Consider the following 1,035-nt stretch of genomic DNA (forward strand, 5'->3'; position numbering starts at 1 on the left):
CATGGCAATAGAGACGAAATGATCTCGTATTTCCTACATCATCACGTCCCTTCCAAAAATCGAACATACATTCTTGTAGAGACGGGGCGTGCCCCGTCTCATCCCCTCAAGAGGGTAATTTAAAGATACTACCAGTCTGTGGGAGACGGGGCACGCCCCGTCTCTACAACTGGGTAATAACCATTCTCCTACCTTTTACGCTACTTCCCAAGTAGCTTAATATTTCAAGCGATGGTGATTTTCAGAAAAGCCATTTTTAAAGACATAAAGTGTTGTTTATCAGGAGTAAATACGGTGCTCTTGGTAGGGCTTTGAATTGTCGTGAGGCTTGAGTGGAGATCTTGATATAATCTTAGGAAAAGATAATCATAATGATGAATGTTTTGAGAGACGGTCGCTCGGAGAGGGGTACGGCGCGGGTTGGCAAGCGTCATGACCTGAAGACTGTACGCTGGTACGTGCTCACGCTTCCTACTACGGGTGTGGCACGACGCGACAGGATCAGCCCCGCTAAAAGCTTGGATGCCGAGCTTTCCCGGCGCGAGCGTCGTGGGGAGACGTTGTTCGAGTATTTCGCCCCCTCCTATGTGGAGGTGAGGAAGGTGGACGGAAAGATGGTAAACACGAAGCGGCCCCTGCTGTTCAACTACGTGTTTATCCGGTCCTCCGTGGAGGAGATCTTCCAGATGAAGCGTACGCTTCCCCTATACAATTTCCTTCCCCGGGTCTCTTCCGGAGGCATGACTCATTTCCCTTATCTCTCGGATGACGAGATGGGTAATTTACGTTGGGTGGCTGAATCTTATTCCAACGAGCTTCCGGTGTACGTTCCTGACAGCGATCGCCTGCTAAAAGGTGATCGCGTGCGTATCACGTCCGGTTATTTTACCGGTATGGAGGCGGAGGTGGTGATCCAGCCGGGTGGCGGGCATAAAGATGTCATGGCGCGTATCCTCGATTGCATGTGGGTCCCCTTGTTGGAGGTGAAGCCGGGCGAGTATGAGCTGATCGAGCTGAACACCAAGGGCAAGCACG

1 protein-coding gene is annotated in these 1,035 nt (G+C 51.2%); it reads left to right on the forward strand.

From position 1 onward, the window contains the following. Positions 1–371: 371 nt before the first annotated feature. Positions 372–1,035, forward strand: a 664-nt coding sequence (locus DWY79_RS22360; RefSeq protein ID WP_370450011.1) for a transcription termination/antitermination protein NusG, incomplete at its 3' end; no start/stop codon positions are given.

Origin of the sequence: Parabacteroides sp. AF27-14 (assembly GCF_003635425.1) — a bacterium.
In the GTDB taxonomy this organism is placed as follows: Bacteria; Bacteroidota; Bacteroidia; order Bacteroidales; family Tannerellaceae; genus Parabacteroides; species Parabacteroides distasonis.